Below are 16,117 nucleotides of genomic sequence, written 5' to 3'. Positions count from 1 at the left end.
TAGGACGGATGCTTTCCTGAACTTTGTTCCGCCACCCCAAAAAGTTAGATATAAACTCTAACGATTGCGGGGTGGTATTTTTATTGCTAAATGAAACTTCAATCGATGAGCCTATATCTACATAACAAAAATAGCAAGACAACTCATAGCTGCCTTGCTAATAAACTCTAACTTTTAGGTGATACCTCAGTTTTTCTAGTAAAGAGGGTATACACAAAATCTCAGACTTGTTTTCTATTTACTACTTTTCCGATAACATTTTCTTTAAATACACCAAAAACCAGATCACTAAAACAACACCTTTAAAAATGCTAGAAATAGTAATACTCCACCAAATTCCATTTAAACCTAAGACTGTTGATGTAAGTACTATCGCCATAGGTATACGTCCAGCTGTTAAAATAATACTAGAAATTGACGGAGGAATTGTTTTTCCTAATCCTGAAAACGCTCCAGCCGTTGTCAATTCAATACACATAAAAAGTTGAGATACTCCTAAAATTTTCAAATAATCCACTCCCATTGGAAGCACATCTGCTTCTGGGATAAAAATTTTAAAGATAACTTTTGGAAACACCATAAGTACAAATGTACAAAAAATTCCCCAAACAATTTCTATGCGCATTGCCACTTTATATCCTTGTACAATTCTTTTTTTATTATTCGCTCCATGATTTTGTGCCATGAAGGCATTCACTGCCGCACCAAACCCTTCTGCTGTCATCCATGAAATAGATTCAATCTGAGAGCCAACTTTTTGAACAGCCACCGCACTATCGCCAAACCCCGCAATCATTCGCGCAATAACCATTGAAATACTAGTAAAAAGCATACTTTGCACACCTGTCGGAAAACCAATTTTCACAATCTCCGTTAAGCTTTCTTTATCCACCTTTTCTAAAAGATGTACCTTCCGAAAAATAATTTCATCTCTAAACGCAGACAAAATAAACACACCCGTTACAATCATTTGTGCAAAAACAGTTGCAATTCCTGCTCCCATAACCCCCATCTTCACAAATGGACCTATGCCAAAAATCAAAACTGGATCCATAATAATATTGATAACCAATCCAGTTGCAGTTGCCACAAAAGATGTTCTACTATTTCCCATTGCTGTCATAATTCCTGTGAAAATTTGATTCAAAAAGGAAAAAATCACTCCTCCGCAAGTAATCTGCAAGTAAATTTTGGCATCTGCAACCACTTGTGCACTATTTAACTTAAAAAAATCAATCAATGGGTTTGCTAGTATAATAGCCAACACACCGTAAACAAGTCCTAATATTATGCCTAACTGCAATGCACTTTTTGCATAACTCACTGCTTGTTTATTTTTTTTTGCACCTAATGCTTGCGCTACTTTTACTTGTCCTCCCATTTTTGCCAATGTAGCCAATCCATTCGCCAACCACATGTACATTCCTGCTGCTCCCACTGCTGCTACAGCCGAGCTGCCTACTCTTCCAATCCAAATCATATCTGTAAGATTATATGCCATCTGAATAAGTGATGTAGCCATAATTGGAAGCGCCAATCCTGACAAAGATGGTAAAATTGGTCCTTCTAACAAATTAATGTGTTTCTTCATTCTCTTTCACTCTCTCGTACCTTGTAAATATATATTCCAAATCAAAATATGTTTGTTCATCACTAATCCCTGTCATTTTCCACTCTTCCATTTCATCTAAGTTTGGAAAATATGTATCTGCCTCATAAGTGTGATCCACCTTTGTTATATATGCTGTTTTACAATATGAAAGAAACTGTCTATAGATACTCTCTCCCCCAATAACATAAATCTCTTCTTGGTCATATTTCTTTAATTCTTCTAACGCTTCTTCTACACTTGTAACAACAATCGCATCTTTCACTTTATAGTTTTTATCTCTTGTAATTACAATATTGGTACGATTTTTCAGTGGTTGTCCTCCTGGAAAACTTTCCAAAGTTTTTCTTCCCATAACAACAACTTTTCCCATAGTAGTTTCTCGGAAAAACTTCATATCTGCCGGAATACTAACTAAAAGTCTATTCCCACAACCAATTGCCCAATTATTATCTACTGCCACGATTAAATTCATTCCCATTCCTCCTTATACCGCAATTGGAATATTCTTGATTTGCGGCCCTGTCTTATAATCATCTAACCTTACATCATCTGGCGTAAACTCATAAAAATCTTTTATATCTGGATTAAGCCAAAATGTTGGTGCCGGATAAGATTCTCTTGTGATTAATTCTTCAATTAGCGGAATATGCCTGTCATAAATGTGTGCATCTGCAATAACATGAACAAGTTCTCCCACTTGCATATCACATACTTGAGCAAGCATATGAACAAGCACTGCATACTGACATACATTCCAATTATTTGCCGCCAAAACATCTTGTGAACGTTGATTTAAAATAGCATTCAATACTAATTTATCGCTATCTTTTTTCTTTGTCACATTAAATGTAACACTATACGCACATGGGTACAAATTCATTTCATGTAAATCTTGATGAACATAAATATTCGTCATAATACGACGACTATATGGATTATTTTTTAAATCATAAATCACTCTATCTACTTGATCCATCATCCCTTCTTTGTACTGATGCTTTACACTCATCTGATAACCATATGCTTTCCCTATAGAACCGTCCTCGTCTGCCCAACTATCCCAAATATGACTGTTTAAATCATGTATATTATTAGATTTTTTTTGCCATATCCAAAGCATTTCATCTACACAGCTTTTGATTCCTGTACGTCTTAATGTCAATGCTGGAAATTCTTTCGCTAAATCATAACGATTTACTACACAAAATTTTTTCATTGTGTACGCATAACTTCCATCTTCCCATTTTGGACGCACTTTCTCTCCTTCTGTACTCACTCCATTATCAATAATATCACGACACATTTCTATAAATATTTTATCTGCATAACTCACTTTCCTATCAACTCCTTTATTTTTCTGTCTTAACCAATTCAAGAACTCTTGCTTCTGACAACGCTTTCGCCACTATGTAAAATAGAAAACTTTCAATTGGTACAGACATAACCTGTTTCCACAATCTAACCGGAATCAACGCCCAAAACGCTTTTCCATACATGATATGCAACCAATACGTTCCAAGAAACACATTTACAATAATTGCTACAATAATTTTTGAAACTAAAATTCTCTTAAACGTAACTGGATGATGATATAGAATCATCCCATAAATAACCGCTCCTAAAATTGCATTAAACGTAAAACCAAAAAAATATGCTCCAGTAGGTTTTAATACAAACTTAATGATGTCAGTTACACCACCCATAATCCCTCCAACTACTGGACCAAATAACAACGCTGTCATTTCATTTGCAATAAAAGAAAAGCCAATTTTCAAAAAATCTGTTACTTGAATTGTAAAAAAGAATCCAAGTACAACTCCTATTGCAATAAACATCGCTGTCACTACAATTGTCTTTACATGCTTCAACTCTTGCCAGGAGTCCTTAAACTGTTTTTTCATTTGTTCCATAAAAAATACCTCCTTTGCAGTAGTCCTCAAGCCACGCATAGCAGGTATACAGTACAACCATATCTGTCATGTGTAGCAGCGGGATGCAAAATATGTACCGCAAGTTCTTTACTTTTCGTCCGATCAGCAACTCCCCGTCTGATTGGCACTTAACGCACATATTTCTACTCTGCTTTCTTATTTTATTTTCTTAGAAATTGTATCATAGTATGAAAAAAGATGCAAAGAATTTCTATCCTCTTTGCATCTTTTTATTTACTTATGCTTTTACAGCCACATTTTCATTACGCTTTGTCGAACTTTCTTCTATGACATCTTCATAAATCAGCTTTTTACGTGTACCAAATTTTTCTTTATACTGTTTTCTAGCATAACCATAGAACACAATTCCTAAAACAATCCATGCACCTACAATTATCCATTCTTCAACGATAAGTTGCGAATTTCCTGGCAATACATAAAGAAGACACATAATTGTTGTTGTAAGAACCGCCATACCTCCAACAACCTTCGCATTTTTCACTCTGTACGGTCTATTCATATCTGGTTCACTTTTTCTCAATTTTAAGAAAGACGCCGAAACCATAAGATACGCAAGACAAACTGCAAAACTACCTGCATCTGTAATCCAAGTCATCATGGATTTTCCAAAGAACGGTGCTACTACTGCAATGAGCCCTACTAAAAGAATTGAATTTGTTGGTGTCTTTGTTTTCTTGTTTACTTTTGCCAAAAATGATGGAGCCATATGAGATTCAGCCAATGCAGAAATCGCTCTTGAACCTCCCATAAAAAATGAGTTCCAACTTGTAACGATACCCATAATACCACCTAAAATACATACTGTAGAGGCAATATCACTATTTAGATATGCTTTTTTCATTGCATCAGCTGTTACCAATTCAGATATACTCAAATCACCTTTTGACATAATAAGCGAAACAGCCAAGATAATTAATACATACCATGCAACCGCCATAAAAATAGAGAAAATAATAATTTTACCAATTTTCTTAAATGGAATATTAATTTCCTCTGCAGCTTGTGGAATAACATCAAATCCAACAAGCATAAAAGGCGTCATAACTGCAACTTTAAACACACCACCAACTTCATTTCCTTTTAAAAACATTGGATCAAGATTAGCTGTATCCCCACGAACTACAGATGCTGCAATTAATGCAATTCCAACCAATGCAATAACAACTGTAAGAATCGTCTGCACATTCGCTGCTGTTTTCGCTCCCTTATAATTTATATAAGTAATAATGATTGCCGCAATTACTGCAACCGCAACCCAAGAAGCATATACGTCAAACCCACCTATTGTATACATATATCCCTTTGTCACAAGTGAAGGTGCGATATACTTAATAACTGTTGGAAAAGCACATGCTTCAAAAGCTACAACTCCAACATATCCTAAAATAATCGCCCATGTACAAACAAATGAACCATTTTTTCCAAACGCTCTTAAACTAAATATGTGCTCGCCTCCACATTCTGGCATCGCTGACGTTAACTCTGCGTACGTCAGACCTACAAATAGAACCATGAATCCACCAATTCCAAATGCAATCATTGCTCCGATACTGCCACCATAATGAATCCATTCACCTGTCATAACAATCCAGCCCCAGCCAATCATTGCTCCAAACGCAATGACAAATATATCTTTTGAACTTAAGACTTTATCATACTTTGATTTTTTCTCACCCATATTTTTTCCTCACATTCTGTTCATGTATGACAACTTTAACATTTACACAAGTTGCCAGTTAAGTAACAACTTTATTATATTCTAAAGTTGTCATTTATTCAAGTATTACTTTGTGAAAAAATATACAAATTTTTTCTTTTTATTTTCTACATATTGTATAGAAAAATATACAAAAAATCCCTAATCATCAATATTTTTCATTGATCATTAGGGACTTCTTTACTTATTCATTCACTTTTGGATACATAAATCCTCTCACTCGATCAGGACATTCTTCATCTCCTGTATAATACACAATATCATGTAATCGAAAAACAGCTTTAGGACCTGGAGACATAATCAAAATTCCATTTCTCCTTATAGCAATTACAGTAGCAAATGTTTCTTGCCAAAAATTAATTGAACCTACCGTTTTATTTAAATAAGGTGTTTTTTCTGTAATAACAAGTTCATATGGTATAAACGGATTAATAGATCGATAATTATCAATTTTCTTAATAACCTCATCTAAATATCCATATAATTCTTTTGTCGCTTTTTGCTGCTTTTCCACATTTTCCAAAATATTTCTTTTCAAACTTTGTATAGACTGCATATGCTGGTGCTGTTGCAAAAAATTCTTAGCATTATCTTGTGATTTAATAACAACTCCACTATTCTTTGCAACTTCCACAACATCCCAATCAGACAATACGCACATTGCTCTTCTCGCCGTTTCAGATGATACTCCATATCGACTTCCTATAGAAGATCTTGCATATACTTTCATTCCCTCTGTATAAGTTCCATCCACAATCTTATACGCAATATCTGCAGCAATCTGTTGATATTTAGGGATTCCCACTTCGTTTTTCAATTTCTTTTCCATAGATCCCCCTCCAAATTTATAATTTTATATACAAAAAAAGCACGAGACGGGATTCGAACCCGCGACCCTCGCCTTGGCAAGGCGATACTCCACCACTGAGCCACTCGTGCATATCTGTTCTATTTATCAGAATACTTATTAAATTTTTCACAAAAGCACGAGACGGGATTCGAACCCGCGACCCTCGCCTTGGCAAGGCGATACTCCACCACTGAGCCACTCGTGCATATCCTTTTGTTTTTCAGAACAGTATTCATTATACTTTGGATTTTTCTTTTTGTCAACATCTTTTTTATTTTTCAATCTATTTATTTGTAGACCTATAAATTGATTTATGATAGTATATTTTTTAAATATAAATACATTCAAAGGAGACCATCACATGAATCCAAAACAACAAGCTTATGAGACCCTTGCAAACACCATTATTAAAAATCTTTCCAAACGTAATATAGAAGGATTTTATTGTGCCGATAGCAGGTCCGCCATTTCTTTGGCAATGAACATTATAGGCAAAAATTCTACTGTTAGTTTTGGTGGTTCTTCCACTCTAAAAGAAACAGGATTGATAGATGTTTTAAAAAATTCTTCTAATCATATTATCGACCCCTTTTTTGCCAAAACGAAAGAAGAAAAGCGCCAGTTTTACATCAATTGTATTACATCAGATTACTTTCTTATGAGTTCTAATGCGATTACTATTGACGGAGAACTCATCAATATTGACGGAAATGGAAACCGTGTTGCCTGTCTTATTCACGGACCTGAACATGTTATTCTCCTTGTTGGGATGAATAAAGTAGTTCCAGATGTGAACACTGGAATCTCACGCGTACAAAATACCGCCGCTTCTATCAACGCAGTTTCGCTAAACAAAAAAACACCTTGCAATCTTAATGGACATTGCGGAAATTGTCATGGAGAAGATTGTATGTGTTGTCAAGTGGTAATCACAAGACATTCTAGACACATTGGAAGAATCAAGGTGATTTTAATTGGCGAAACACTTGGATTTTAAATCATTATATCTTCTAGAGTTTCTTTCTAGAAGATATTTTTTCAAAATCTTCCAAGGAATAAAATGGAATTTCGTATCCTTTCTCCATAAGCATATCTTTCATCACTTTTATAAAGATCCCCGATTTTTCTACTTTTTGCAAACCACTTAATACTGATAACACATTCTCGTTCCCGGTAAATTCACCTCCCCATTCTCCATCATATGTAAATTTCACACCACAACTTGGACTTCCATCAATTCCAACAATTCCTAAAATTTCAAACCGCTCTGGGCAAGAACTATATTCTTCTATTTGGAGAATATACGGTTCTAACATTTTTCTAGACGCTTTGCGAAAAAACGCAGTATTAAACTGAGATGCCGCATGTCCCCAACGATTTACTCCATATAAAATCAATTCAGGACAAGGAAGTTGAACAATTTCTATACCCTGATCTAATATTTTTTTCAAAAACTTTCTTTTATTAGTTCTCTCTTTCTCCAGTTCAAATAAATTTGGGTTTTTCAATTTTGCCGCATCATTAAAAAAACAATGGCTAACAAATACTATTTTTTGTTTCATTATATTCTTGTATGATGTATTTGTAATCGTATACATCAACGGCTCCTTTCTTTTCAATATTGTCATAACCAATAATACCATTGTGGACTTTCATCAAGGATGTTCATTCTTCATAACCGTTTCCTATACTAATTATATCATGTTCTTTCCTAATTTTCTTATTGAATATATCAATAAATATATGTTAAAAATCAATTATCCTTATTTTATAAAAACTGTTAAAATGAAAATATATTTAACGAAAAGAGGAAAAATAAATGGACAAATCATTTTCACCAACTACCCGAATGGTATTTTGCGGTCTTGCCGTTGCATTAAATATCGTTCTCGGTATTGTAACCGCAGCTCTTAAATTTCCCTTTTATCTTGATGTTATGGGAACCATATTTATTGCTATACTGTTTGGTCCTTGGTATGGTGCCGCTGTAGGAGGTGCAACTAATCTTTTAACAAGTGTTTTTAGTGGTTCACTTTCTGGCATTCCATTCATGCTCGTAAGTATTGCAATTGGAATAATTGTAGGTTTTGCTTTTCGCAAAATAAATTTCACCTTTTTAAATACTATTTTGGTAGGTATTCTCATCGGCATTGTTGCCCCCCTTATTGGAACTCCAATCGGCATTGCAATATATGGTGGACTTACCGGAACTGTTTCTGATATCGCCGTTATGTTTTTAAAACAAAGTGGAACAAGTATTTTTACAGCTTCTTTCCTTCCAAAACTTTTTAATAACTTATTAGATAAAATCGGTTCTATGATTTTAGTATACTTACTTATTTCTGCGTTGCCAAAAAACTTTAAACCACACAAAAATATATAAATAAAATCGGGATACACATCATTTTATATGTTATCCCGATTTTTCATATATAACTTCTATTCTTCTACTTTTTCTTCTTTTATAACAATGGCTAATCCTAATTCATCTAATTGTTTTTGATCTACCCCTGCTGGTGCTTCTGTCATCAAATCCGAAGCATCTTTAACCTTTGGAAATGCAATCACGTCACGAATACTATCTTGTTTTGCCATAAGCATAATCAAACGATCTAATCCATAAGCTAGTCCTGCATGAGGTGGGACTCCATATTTAAAAGCATTTAATAAGAAACCAAATTGTTCTTCTGCTTGTTCTTTGGTAAAGCCTAATACTTCAAACATTTTGTTCTGTATTTCCTGATTAAATATTCTGACACTTCCTCCACCAAGTTCTGTTCCATTTAAAACAATATCGTATGCTTTCGCACGAACTTTGCCTGGATTTGTATCAATCAAATGTAAATCTTCTTCCATAGGCATTGTAAATGGATGATGCATTGCTGTATATCTTCCAGCTTCTTCATTCCACTCTAATAATGGGAATTCTGTTACCCATAAAAATTTATATTCATTTTTATCCAACATTTCTAACTGACGTGCAATCTCTAAACGAAGATTTCCAAGAACATCCCAAACAACCTTATTACAATCTGCTGCAAATAACAATAAGTCGCCGTTTTCTCCACCCATTGCATTTACGAGTGCTGTCATTTCTTCCTCACTCATAAATTTAGCAAATGAAGATTTTATTGTTCCATCTTCCTGAATCGCAACATATGCCAACCCTTTTGCTCCATATCCTTTTGCAAAATCAACTAATTTATCAATTTTTTTACGTGGCATTGTTCCTTGCCCTTTTGCGTTAATTCCACGAACACTACCACCTTGTTCAAGTGCATTTTTGAACACAACAAACTGACAATCTTTTACTACTTCAGAAACATCTGTCAACTCCATACCAAAACGAATATCTGGCTTATCAGAACCAAATCTATCCATTGCTTCTTGCCATGTCATTCTTTGAATTGGAAGGGAAACTTCTACACCTAAAATCTCTTTAAAGACCTTTGCAAGTAGTCTTTCATTTACATCTATTACATCATCTACATCTACAAATGACAATTCCATATCAATCTGTGTAAATTCCGGTTGTCTATCTGCACGCAAATCTTCGTCACGGAAACATTTTACAATCTGAAAATATCTATCATATCCAGCACACATTAACAGCTGTTTAAAAATCTGTGGTGACTGTGGCAACGCATAAAAACTTCCTGGATGCACACGACTTGGTACAAGATAATCTCTTGCTCCTTCTGGAGTACTTTTAATTAACATTGGTGTTTCAATTTCTAAGAATCCTTCTTCAGCAAGAAATTGGCGTGTTAATGTAGCAACTTTACTTCTCATAATAAGATTTCTTTGTAAATCTGGTCTTCTTAAATCTAACACACGATTTTTCAGTCTAACTTCTTCTTTTGTTTTACTATTTTCTTCAATAGGAAACGGTGGTGTTTCTGATTCTGATAAAATACGAAGTTCTATTGGAAGAATTTCAATATCACCTGTAGCAAGATTTTCATTCACTGCCCCTGTACGTTTAGCAACTTTTCCCACAACTGCTACTACATATTCCGAACGAAGACTTCCTGCTTTTTCAATTAATTCTGTTGAAACACTTCCTTCTTCAAAAACAACCTGTACAATTCCTGAACGGTCTCTTACATCAACAAAAACAAGTCCTCCTTTGTTTCTGTTTTTTTGCACCCATCCCATAACAGTAACTGTTTCTCCAATATTACTACTGCTAAGTTCTGCACATCTATGACTTCTTTTTAGTCCCTGCATTGATTCTGCCATTTTTTTCCCCTGCTTTCTTTATAATTTATCTTTAAAAAATTCCTGTATATCATTGTATCCTTCCAAAGAAAGTTGTTCCTTTTGGAATTTTTTATTTTTTTTCATAATACTAATTTGTACTTGATTACCTGCCAAACGTTCTTCTTTTGCAAACGAAAGTACCTTTAATAATTCTTCTTGATTCATTCCTTTTTCAATTAAAAACGCCTTTTTATTTTTTGCTGTTGGCACTTTATATCCTCTTTCTAGCAATAGCATAACAATACGCTCAAATCCAATTGAAAATCCACAAGCCGCCGTTTGTTGGCCAGTAAACTTTCCGATCATTTCGTCATATCTTCCACCGCCACCTACAGAACCTCCAAATTCATCCATAGCAATTTCAAAAATGGTTCCTGTATAATAAGACATTCCACGAACTAAAGTCGGATCAAAACTAATCTTAAACTCTGCTTCTTTTACACTATCTACGCTTGTAATAATCATCTCCAACCCATCAGCAGTTTCTTGATCCAGAAATCCAACTAATTTCTCTTTACAGTAGCGAACACCTTCTACATCATTTGTTATTTCTTTAAACAATGCCAAATATTTATCTATAGCCTCTTTTGCATATCCATTTGCCTCTAACTCTTTTGCAACACCGTCCAAACCAATTTTATCCATTTTATCTAAAATAATAAAAATATTGTCATAATCTTTTTCTGCAAATCCACTATAAGCTGCCATTGCTTTTAAAATTTTTCTATCATTGATACGAATTGTAAAATTCTTGAAATCTAATTTACCAAGCAAAGTTGTTGTAGCCAAGATCAATTCAATTTCAGCTAAATTAGTTGGTTCACCCAAAATGTCAATATCACACTGCATAAACTGACGAAAACGTCCACGCTGTGGATTATCGGCGCGCCACACATTTCCCATTTGTAACGCTTTAAATGGAGATGGAAGTTCATTTGCCGCATTTGCATAATATCTACATAATGGTACAGTAAGATCATAACGAAGACCTCCATCCACCACATCATTTTCTGTTTGAGCTGTATCTAACTTTAATTTTTCTCCACGTTTTAAAATTTTAAAAATTAACTTTTCATTTTCTCCGCCTTGTTTACTACATAAATTTTCTATATGTTCTACACATGGTGTTTCAATGGAAGAAAATCCAAATGTACTGTATGTTTCCTTAATTAAATGAATGACATAGTCTCTAATCTCCATTTCTTTTGGCAACATATCTTTCATGCCCTTCATCGCTTTCTTCTTTAACGCCATAGCCATTCTCCTTTTCTCTCTATCATTTCATCAATACGTGTAATATACGCATTTACATCTTTCACATTTTCTATGCGCACAATATTTTTCAATTGTCCAGATTTTTTATCTTGTATTTCTTTCCCTTTCGGAAGAACAATTTTTGTTGAAGCCCCTGCTCCAACAGCAATAATAGATTGTTTTTCCTCCATAATAAGTATATTGTATATTCCTGCTTTGTCAACCTTTGCATAACCAACATTTTCAAAATTTCCTGCAATATTTTTTTGACGGTATAAGTAATATGGAATTAATTCCATTTCCTTTGCATACTGACCAGCAAGTTCAATCATTTCTGATAATGTTTCTGATTGATTAACCAATTCTTTTTTCATCTCGCTCTGATTTAGCTTAGAAGCTCGTTTAATCGCCAAAGAATGTACTGTAAGATTATCCGGTTGCAATTGTTTTATTTTTTCAAGAGTATCTTGCATATCTGAAATTGTCTCTCCTGATAATCCTGCTATCAAATCCATATTGATATTATCAAACCCTAATTCTCGCGCAATATGATATACATTTATAACATCTTCTACTGTATGCTTTCTCCCTATCGCATCCAGGGTTTTCTGTTGCATTGTCTGTGGATTAATAGAAATGCGAGTAATTTTATGTTGTTTAAGAACTTCCAACTTTTCTCTGGTAATGCTATCCGGGCGTCCTGCTTCTACTGTAAACTCTTTCAATTCATTTAAAGAAAATGTTTTCTCTATATGGGTTAACAGTATATCTAATTGTCTCGCTTCTAAAGTAGTTGGAGTTCCTCCGCCCATATAAATCGTATTCAACTTTTTCTCCTTAGAAACCTCTCCCACAAAAGAAATTTCTTTACAAAGCGCTTCCAAATATTCTTCTGTTTTATTTTCCCATGCTTTGATCGGATAAGAAGTAAAAGAACAATATGTGCATGTAGTTGGACAAAACGGAATCCCTATATAAAGACTATATCCATTTTGATAATCCAATTTTTCTAATAGACTTTTTTCTCTTTTTGCTATTTTCATTCCCAATTCTGTTTTCTTTTCAGACACAAGATAACGTTGTTGAAACCATTGTTTGATCTTTTCTTCTGGCACTCCTTTTTCTAATTCTTTCATTAATATTTTCGTTGGTCTTATCCCAGTAAGAATCCCCCATGCCATACTTTTTCTCGTATACTTTTCCATTGCTAAGTAAATTTTTTTATTTACTTCATTCTTATTTTCTTTCTTTTCAATATTATATCTACTGATTTCTTGAATTTCTAATATTTTTTCATTATTTATTTCTATAGAAATTATTTCATTTCTTTTATCATCTATATGTTGCTTGATTTCTTCATTTGGCAAGAAACCTTTTATAATGTGAAAAGCATCATATGCATAAAAATCTTCTTTTAAATAAATATCAACCATTTTTTCTCTCTCTTTTATAAAATAAGGGACGTAATTTTTTCTTCCAAAAATACGTCCCGTTCCACAATCTTTCGGCTTTATTTTCTAGCGAATGAAAGGATTTTGTTCTCTTTCATAACCGATCGAGGTTGCTCCCATATGCCCTGGATAAACAATCGTATCATCTGGTAAGCACATTAGCTTTTGCTGAATTGAACAAACCAATTCAGAAGTATTTCCTGTTGGGAAATCCGTCCTTCCAACCGATGCATAAAAAAGTGTATCACCACTAAACAAAACATCTTCCGTTTCCACGTAATAGCAAACACTTCCTTTTGTATGTCCAGGAGTATAAATTACCCGAAATGAATATCCTATTAAATTTAACACTTCTTCATCTTTTACGTATGTCGCTTTTGTAAAAGTATATCCATTTGTATATGTTTTCGATTGATTTAAAACCGCATCTTCAATCAAACTTTCTTCTTTTTCATGAACATATACTGGAACATTATACATTTCCAACAAGCCATCTAACCCTAATATATGATCAAAATGTCCGTGTGTAAGAAGTATCGCTTTCACTAATAGTTTTTCATCTAAAAGATACTCTTTTAAGCTTTTAGAGCAATACCCCGGATCAATAATAATTGCTTCTTTCGTTTCTTCATTGCTTACTATATAGCAATTTGTACTGACTATTCCTGCTACTATGGTTTTTATTCTCATGTTTGTCTCCTAACTTACTGCACGTTCTATATCTATAACTCCATCTATTTGACGAAGTTTTTCTATCACTTTTGAAAGTTCTTCTCTTCCGTGTACAATAAATCCAATTTCCAATGTAACCTTTCCTTGCTTACTTGTTCGAGCATTCATCGATTTTACATCAATCTTATTTTCTGTAAATACTTTAGAAATCTCCATAAGTAATCCTGTTCTATCCACACCATACATGCGAATTTCAGTTACATATTGGCCAACTCCTTTTTCTTCTTCCTGTTCCCATTCTGCATCAATCAATCTTGCACGTTCACTTTCGGATAAATGAATAATATTTACACAATCTGTTCGATGAATAGACATTCCTCTTCCTCGTGTAACAAATCCGACAATTTCATCTCCTGGAACAGGATTACAACATCTCGAAAATCGAACTGCTATATCATCAATTCCTTTGACAATAATACCACTTTTTGATTTCGTAACATGTACCTTATTTTTTGCAGCCTCAGATACTTTCTCCAAAATAGTTTCATCTGTAATAGCTTCTTTGTGCTCTTTATTGTACTCTTCTAGTAGTCGATTGACAATTTGTCCCTCTTTTAAACCTCCATGTCCTAGTGCTGCTAGAACTGCTTCCCAATCTCTAAATCCATATTTTTGTTGTACAACTTGCATATATTTAGGTTTTGTTAAATCACTAAGGACTAATGCTTTTGCCCTACAGTAAGCTGCCAACATTTCTTTTCCTCGAATAATATTTTCTTCTTTATATTCTTTTTTGAACCATTGATTAATTTTATTTCTTGCCTGCGTACTCTTCACAATATTTAACCAATCACGACTAGGTCCCTTGCAATTTTGCGAAGTAAGAACTTCAATTCTATCACCATTTTGAATTTTATAATCAATTGGTACTAACTTACCATTTACTCGAGCTCCAACCATTTTATTTCCTACTGCACTGTGAATTGCATAAGCAAAATCTACAGGAGTAGAACCATTTGGAAGATTTTTCACATCTCCATTTGGTGTAAAACAATATACATCTTCTGCGAATAAATCCAAATCGCCTTTCAGTAAGGATAAAAATTCCCGATTATCTGTATCTTGTTGCCACTCTAAAATCTGTCTAAGCCAACTTAGTTTTTCTTCTGCGCGAGTCGCAACACTTTTTTCGCTTCCACCAGATTCTTTATATTTCCAATGCGCCGCAATACCATACTCTGCAGTTTTATGCATTTCAACCGTACGGATTTGAATTTCAAAAGGTTGACCTGATGGCCCCATAAGAGTTGTATGCAAAGATTGATACATATTCGGCTTTGGCATTGCAATGTAGTCTTTAAAACGTCCTGGTATTGGTGTATACATTTCGTGAATAGCTCCAAGTGCAGCATAACAATCTTTTACCGAATCAACAATAATTCTAATAGCAAACAAATCATAAATTTGATCTACTGTTTTATCTTGATTTACCATTTTCTTATAAATACTAAAAAAATGTTTTACTCTTCCATATACTTCTGCCTTGATATTCGCATTCTCCATATGATTACGAACTTCTTCCACAATCTGTTGTACAAATTCTTCTCTCTCCGTTTTTCTTGCATTAATCTGATTCACCAAATCATAAAAAACTTCTGGTTGAGAATATTTCAACGCTAAATCATCTAACTCTGTCTTAATCTTCGAAATACCAAGACGTTGGGCAATCGGAGCATAAATATCCATCGTTTCTCTTGCTTTTTCTTTTTGTTTTTCAGGTCTCATAAATTGCAATGTACGCATATTATGCAACCTGTCGGCAAGTTTAATTAATATAACACGAATATCCTTTGCCATTGCAAGAAACATTTTTCTTAAATTTTCTGCTTGTACTTCTAACTTGTCCGCTGAATAAGATAACTGTCCTAGTTTTGTTACTCCATCTACGAGTAGCGCAACTTCACTTCCAAATTCTTTTGTAATCTCTTCCTCAGACATAATTGTATCTTCTACTACATCATGTAAGATTCCTGCTGCTATCGTTTCCTTGTCTAACTCTAAATCAGCAAGAATCAACCCTACCCATGTCGGATGAATAATATATGCTTCACCAGATTTTCTTTTCTGTCCCTCATGTGCTTCTTTTGCAATTTTATACGCTTTTTCAATTAGGGAAATGTCTGTAGATGGGTGGTATTTCCTAATTCTTGCAATCAAGGCATGATACAGTTTATCTGAATCCTGATAATCTTCTGGCGCTTTTACTGCATGACCATCTATAATGTCTAAATTTTCGTAGGGATTCTCCATGATACTGTCCTGTCCCATAATAATACCTCCCTTCTG

At 34.1% G+C, this 16,117-nt stretch carries 14 protein-coding genes, 2 tRNA genes and 1 riboswitch; of the genes, 2 read left to right on the top strand and 14 right to left on the bottom strand.

The window, feature by feature from the left end; all coding sequences use genetic code 11:
- Positions 1-241 precede the first annotated feature (241 nt).
- From ACY2U7_RS09000 to ACY2U7_RS08965, 8 genes are all read right to left on the bottom strand, one after another.
- Positions 242-1,591, bottom strand: a complete 1,350-nt coding sequence (locus ACY2U7_RS09000; protein WP_461812312.1) for an MATE family efflux transporter — start codon at positions 1,589-1,591, stop codon at positions 242-244.
- Complete coding sequence (locus ACY2U7_RS08995; protein WP_461812311.1) at positions 1,575-2,084, bottom strand: dihydrofolate reductase; 510 nt, start codon at positions 2,082-2,084, stop codon at positions 1,575-1,577. The genes ACY2U7_RS09000 and ACY2U7_RS08995 overlap by 17 nt, the downstream gene beginning before the upstream one ends.
- 12 nt (positions 2,085-2,096) lie before the next feature.
- Positions 2,097-2,945 carry a thymidylate synthase gene (thyA, locus tag ACY2U7_RS08990; protein WP_461812366.1) on the bottom strand — a complete coding sequence of 283 codons (849 nt, stop codon included), beginning with the start codon at positions 2,943-2,945 and terminating at the stop codon, positions 2,097-2,099.
- A gap of 16 nt (positions 2,946-2,961) precedes the next feature.
- Entirely contained in the window at positions 2,962-3,522 is a 561-nt protein-coding gene (locus tag ACY2U7_RS08985) for a folate family ECF transporter S component (RefSeq protein ID WP_461812310.1), read from the bottom strand.
- A 74-nt stretch (positions 3,523-3,596) separates the two neighbouring features.
- Positions 3,597-3,696, bottom strand: a riboswitch (THF riboswitch).
- 85 nt (positions 3,697-3,781) lie between these two features.
- Positions 3,782-5,242: an APC family permease gene (locus ACY2U7_RS08980; RefSeq protein ID WP_461812309.1), complete on the bottom strand. Its 1,461-nt coding sequence runs from the start codon at positions 5,240-5,242 to the stop codon at positions 3,782-3,784.
- Positions 5,243-5,465: 223 nt separating this feature from the next.
- Positions 5,466-6,110, bottom strand: a complete 645-nt coding sequence (locus ACY2U7_RS08975) for a GntR family transcriptional regulator (RefSeq protein WP_461812308.1) — start codon at positions 6,108-6,110, stop codon at positions 5,466-5,468.
- A gap of 38 nt (positions 6,111-6,148) precedes the next feature.
- Positions 6,149-6,220 (bottom strand) — tRNA-Gly (locus tag ACY2U7_RS08970).
- Between the two features lie 44 nt (positions 6,221-6,264).
- Positions 6,265-6,336, bottom strand: a tRNA-Gly gene (locus tag ACY2U7_RS08965).
- A 156-nt stretch (positions 6,337-6,492) separates the two neighbouring features.
- On the opposite strand from ACY2U7_RS08965, the gene ACY2U7_RS08960 reads away from it, so the two are divergent.
- Positions 6,493-7,128, top strand: coding sequence for a lactate utilization protein (locus tag ACY2U7_RS08960; protein WP_461812307.1), 636 nt, complete (start codon positions 6,493-6,495; stop codon positions 7,126-7,128).
- Positions 7,129-7,141: 13 nt separating this feature from the next.
- Here ACY2U7_RS08960 and ACY2U7_RS08955 read toward each other — a convergent pair whose 3' ends face one another.
- Positions 7,142-7,729: a CD3072 family TudS-related putative desulfidase gene (locus ACY2U7_RS08955; protein WP_461812306.1), complete on the bottom strand. Its 588-nt coding sequence runs from the start codon at positions 7,727-7,729 to the stop codon at positions 7,142-7,144.
- A 221-nt stretch (positions 7,730-7,950) separates the two neighbouring features.
- Here ACY2U7_RS08955 and ACY2U7_RS08950 point away from each other — a divergent pair, with 221 nt between their 5' ends.
- Positions 7,951-8,514 carry a CD3073 family putative ECF transporter S component gene (locus ACY2U7_RS08950; protein ID WP_461812305.1) on the top strand — a complete coding sequence of 188 codons (564 nt, stop codon included), beginning with the start codon at positions 7,951-7,953 and terminating at the stop codon, positions 8,512-8,514.
- Positions 8,515-8,570: 56 nt separating this feature from the next.
- Here the strand turns inward: ACY2U7_RS08950 and aspS are convergent, their stop codons facing one another.
- The 5 genes from aspS to ACY2U7_RS08925 all read right to left on the bottom strand — a co-directional run bounded on the left by aspS (position 8,571) and on the right by ACY2U7_RS08925 (position 16,099).
- On the bottom strand, positions 8,571-10,373 hold the full coding sequence (gene aspS / locus ACY2U7_RS08945; protein ID WP_461812304.1) for an aspartate--tRNA ligase: 1,803 nt from the start codon (positions 10,371-10,373) through the stop codon (positions 8,571-8,573).
- 18 nt (positions 10,374-10,391) lie between these two features.
- The gene (gene hisS, locus ACY2U7_RS08940) at positions 10,392-11,648 is read right to left on the bottom strand and encodes a histidine--tRNA ligase (protein WP_461812303.1); all 1,257 of its coding nucleotides are present in this window, start codon (positions 11,646-11,648) and stop codon (positions 10,392-10,394) included.
- Positions 11,639-13,081: a coproporphyrinogen dehydrogenase HemZ gene (gene hemZ / locus ACY2U7_RS08935; protein WP_461816270.1), complete on the bottom strand. Its 1,443-nt coding sequence runs from the start codon at positions 13,079-13,081 to the stop codon at positions 11,639-11,641. The genes hisS and hemZ overlap by 10 nt, the downstream gene beginning before the upstream one ends.
- 84 nt (positions 13,082-13,165) lie before the next feature.
- Positions 13,166-13,789, bottom strand: a complete 624-nt coding sequence (locus ACY2U7_RS08930) for an MBL fold metallo-hydrolase (protein ID WP_461812301.1) — start codon at positions 13,787-13,789, stop codon at positions 13,166-13,168.
- 9 nt (positions 13,790-13,798) lie between these two features.
- A complete protein-coding gene (locus ACY2U7_RS08925; protein WP_461816269.1) occupies positions 13,799-16,099 on the bottom strand; it encodes a RelA/SpoT family protein in 2,301 nt (766 codons plus the stop codon).
- Positions 16,100-16,117 lie beyond the last annotated feature (18 nt).

This window comes from Faecalimonas sp., from assembly GCA_029264305.1.
Classification (GTDB): Bacteria; Bacillota; Clostridia; order Lachnospirales; family Lachnospiraceae; genus Faecalimonas.
Note: the sequence above shows the minus strand (reverse complement) of the source record. Positions and strands in the feature narration are given on the sequence as shown.

Coding starts and splice junctions, on each gene's coding strand:
- ACY2U7_RS08930 (WP_461812301.1), bottom strand. CDS start 13,789: ATGAGAATAAAAACCATAGTAGCAGGAATAGTCAGTACAAATTGCTAT.
- ACY2U7_RS08955 (WP_461812306.1), bottom strand. CDS start 7,729: ATGTATACGATTACAAATACATCATACAAGAATATAATGAAACAAAAA.
- aspS (WP_461812304.1), bottom strand. CDS start 10,373: ATGGCAGAATCAATGCAGGGACTAAAAAGAAGTCATAGATGTGCAGAA.
- hemZ (WP_461816270.1), bottom strand. CDS start 13,081: ATGGTTGATATTTATTTAAAAGAAGATTTTTATGCATATGATGCTTTT.
- ACY2U7_RS09000 (WP_461812312.1), bottom strand. CDS start 1,591: ATGAAGAAACACATTAATTTGTTAGAAGGACCAATTTTACCATCTTTG.
- ACY2U7_RS08995 (WP_461812311.1), bottom strand. CDS start 2,084: ATGAATTTAATCGTGGCAGTAGATAATAATTGGGCAATTGGTTGTGGG.
- ACY2U7_RS08975 (WP_461812308.1), bottom strand. CDS start 6,110: ATGGAAAAGAAATTGAAAAACGAAGTGGGAATCCCTAAATATCAACAG.
- ACY2U7_RS08960 (WP_461812307.1), top strand. CDS start 6,493: ATGAATCCAAAACAACAAGCTTATGAGACCCTTGCAAACACCATTATT.
- ACY2U7_RS08985 (WP_461812310.1), bottom strand. CDS start 3,522: ATGGAACAAATGAAAAAACAGTTTAAGGACTCCTGGCAAGAGTTGAAG.
- ACY2U7_RS08980 (WP_461812309.1), bottom strand. CDS start 5,242: ATGGGTGAGAAAAAATCAAAGTATGATAAAGTCTTAAGTTCAAAAGAT.
- ACY2U7_RS08925 (WP_461816269.1), bottom strand. CDS start 16,099: ATGGGACAGGACAGTATCATGGAGAATCCCTACGAAAATTTAGACATT.
- hisS (WP_461812303.1), bottom strand. CDS start 11,648: ATGGCGTTAAAGAAGAAAGCGATGAAGGGCATGAAAGATATGTTGCCA.
- ACY2U7_RS08950 (WP_461812305.1), top strand. CDS start 7,951: ATGGACAAATCATTTTCACCAACTACCCGAATGGTATTTTGCGGTCTT.